Genomic DNA, 3383 nt, shown 5'->3' on the forward strand with positions numbered 1-3383 from the left:
TGACGCTCCCCCGCAGCCAATATAAACCGGACGGCGAAGCTCGATATATGGCGGGCGACGACGGTTCATCCGAGGTGTGGAACCCCGCCGTATGCACCGCTCAGATATTTGCGGTAATGGTTCTCGTCGCGGCGCACCTTCACGTCCATGAGGCTGTAAAGGTGGCTGCGGCCCTGCCGGTCCTTCTCGCAGATCACGATTTCCTCCTTGTTGAGGTCATCGAGCAGCGAGGCCGAATGGCAGGAGAGCCATAGCTGCGCGTCGAACTTGTTACGTCCCGAGGCCGCATAGAACCAGCGCACCAGCTCGGGCAGCATGTTCGGGTGAATGGCCGCGTCCATTTCGTCGATCGCGGCGATCCCGCCGGTATCGAGTGCGCTCATGATGAAAGGGAACATCTTGATAAAGGCCCGCGTGCCGTGGCTTTCCATCAGCCAAGGCATTTCGACCGCAAGACCCGCGTGCTTAAACAGCAGCAGCGGCCCGTTGTCCGTATGCTGAAAGCGCATCCCTTCCACACCCACATCTATGCGGCTTAGCTCATCCTTCAGCCGCGAGACGACGTTGGGCTGGTTCTTTAGATAGTCGATCACGTCGCGATCGACGAAGGAGTGCACAGGCTCAATTTGGAAGAAGGCCTTGCGCGCCGTATCCACAAGAAGCTGCGCGGTCGGGTGCTGGAATTTCGCGAATGATGACAGCACCGTGTGATTGCCGGCGAGCGTCTTCACGAGGTGCTGGAAGCCCGAGAGGCTGAAGGTTTTAGAGTCCTTCACCTTGCCCTCGGCATCGCGCTCATAGACGCGCTGCCATTTCCCTTGGCCGTTCGGCCTCTGGCGCAGCGACTCGGACGCGATCCGCACCGCGAGCCCTTCTTTGAGTTCGATTTCCAGTTCGTAGCGGTAAGTGCCTTGCTCGACCTTTTCGCCGCTCGTGGCGCGCTGAAAGACTTCCGGCGTCAGGTTTATGATGCCGCCCAGCTCGATCGCGAACCGGATCGGCCGACTGCCGGGTTCCACGTCGTTGAACCGCTCGATGCCAGCGAAGCCTGGCACCGTGCGCGCTACGCTGTCGCGGATCATCGTCACGACGAATTCGAGCGCGCGCAGCACCGTCGTTTTACCCGAGGCGTTCGCGCCATAGAGGGCGACGACCTTCGGCGCGCGCACGTCCGCACCCTCGAAGATGGGGGCATAACGGCCTTCAGGATCGGGCACTTTTCCATCCACCGACAGGTCGAGCACCTGCGGATCGCGGATGGAGAAGAAGTTTTCGACCTCTAGCTTGTAGAGCATGGGATACCTCACTTGGGGATATAATAGAATCTATAACGATATTTCGTCAATAATTCGATTACAGGATCGCTTCATGCTCACCGAGGATTGAGCATTGGCGGCGCAACGTGGATGGATGCCAGCTTTCGGAATCGGAGGTTGGTTCTCGAAATGACCAAAAAGAGGCGCAGTGCGGTTGTTCACGTCGCGCCGTGCGTGAGTCAGCTCAACGTCAAGAAGTTGGCATTCAACAGGTGGACACCTTGTCCTGACTATGGCCACCGGCCGGCAAATCCCGGCCCCTACCCCGCCTCCAGCTTCCCTTTCAGCTGCGCCCGCGCATCCTTGATCGAGGCGGCGTAGGTCACCAGCGGGCGCTTGACGCCGTGGGTGATCAGCATGCGTCGGATCTGCGGCGCGGCACCCGATATGATGAAGCGGACACCGGCGCGTTTCGCCTTGTGGGCGGCGCCTTCGATGACGTTGGCCGCCGTCGAATCGAAGAACGGTACGGCCGAGCAGTCGAGGATGAAGTTCCTGCGCTGGTCGGCTATGCGGTCGAGCACGGTGCCGACGGTCGATGCGGCGCCGAAGAAGAAGGCGCCCGAAATGCGATAGACGACGGTGTCGGCGTCGGTCGCCTCGCTGGCATCGTAGGCCTTGGTGCTGTCGGCGACATCCTCCTGCACCAGCGGCTGATCGGCCTCGACCGCAATCGACTTGGCCATGCGGTCGATGAACAGGATCGACCCCAGCACGAAGCCGACGACGATGCCTTCGGTGAGATCGCGGAAGATGACGAGCAGAAAGGTCGCCATCAGCACCAGCGCATCGCCGCGCGAGGCACGCAGCAAGGTGGCGAAGGCCTGTTTCTCGAACATATTCCAGCACACGACCGCCAGCACGCCGGCCAGGGCGGCGAGCGGGATATAGCTGGCGAGCGGCGCCGCCACCAACATCAAGGCGAGCAGGATGGCGGAGTGGACGATGCCCGAAACCGGTCCGTGGGCGCCGGCCCGCACATTGGTCGCCGTGCGGGCGATGGTGCCGGTGGCGCAGATGCCGCCGAACAGGGCGGATGCGATGTTGGCGAAGCCTTGCGCCACCAGTTCGCAGTTGGAACGATGCCGGCGGCCCGTCATCCCGTCGGCGACCACCGCCGAAAGCAGCGATTCGATGGCGCCCAGCAAGGCGAAGGCAATGGCATCCGGCAGCACGTCAATCATCCTGTCCAGGCTGATCGGCGGCAAAGCGGGCATTTGCAGGCTGCGCGGTATACCGCCAAAGCGGGTGCCGATCGTCTCCGCCGGCAGTGCGAGAAGCGCCACGACCAGCGATGCCAGCCCGATGGCGATGAGCATTGCGGGCCATGTCGGCCGCCAGCGCTTCAGGCCGGCGATGGTGGCGACGGTCAACACCGCCACGAAGGTCGCCGCCGGGTTGATGGTGCCGGCCGCCTCGCCGACCGCGATCAGCTTCGGCACCAGCGGTCCGGGCTCCTTGCCGGCAAGCTTCAGCCCGAACAGTTCGACGATCTGTCCGGAAAAGATGATGACGGCGATGCCGGCGGTGAAGCCGACCGTCACCGGATAGGGAATGAACTTGATGTAGGTGCCGAGACGGAGATAGCCGATGGCGAGCAGGAAGACCCCTGCCATCATCGTTGCCAGCAGCAGCCCGTCAATACCGACCCGGGCAACCGTCGCGGCCACCAGCACGATGAAGGCGCCGGCCGGGCCGCCGATCTGGAAGCGGCTGCCGCCGAGCGCCGAAATGATGAAGCCGCCGACGATCGAGGTGTAGAGGCCGCGCTCGGGCGTGACTCCCGAGGCGATCGCGATGGCCATCGACAAGGGCAGCGCGACAATGGCCACCGTCAGCCCGGCAATGGCGTCCGCCTTGGCGTCGGCGAAGGTGTAGCCCTCGCGCCAGACCGTCACGAGCTTTGGCGTGAACAATTCGGGAAATGTCGGCTTTGCCGACTGGTGGGCCGACCTTTGGGCCGATCTGGGGGCCGGTTCATGCCCTGCCCGCTGCGTCTGATCCATGGACTGCCTTTCGCACCCTGAAAGGCGGCGGGATCGTCGGCAGGGCTGTCGGCGGTCGCCG

At 63.1% G+C, this 3383-nt stretch carries 2 protein-coding genes; both read right to left on the minus strand.

Annotation, left to right across the window (positions count from 1 at the left end; translation table 11 throughout):
* Positions 1-65: 65 nt before the first annotated feature.
* On the minus strand, positions 66-1295 hold the full coding sequence (locus EOA22_RS28325; RefSeq protein WP_063169636.1) for an AAA family ATPase: 1230 nt from the start codon (positions 1293-1295) through the stop codon (positions 66-68).
* Between the two features lie 281 nt (positions 1296-1576).
* On the minus strand, positions 1577-3322 hold the full coding sequence (locus EOA22_RS28330) for a SulP family inorganic anion transporter (RefSeq protein WP_063169635.1): 1746 nt from the start codon (positions 3320-3322) through the stop codon (positions 1577-1579).
* Between the last annotated feature and the right edge of the window lie 61 nt (positions 3323-3383).

Source organism: Mesorhizobium sp. M7A.F.Ca.US.014.04.1.1 (assembly GCF_003998745.1).
Classification (GTDB): domain Bacteria; phylum Pseudomonadota; class Alphaproteobacteria; order Rhizobiales; family Rhizobiaceae; genus Mesorhizobium; species Mesorhizobium ciceri.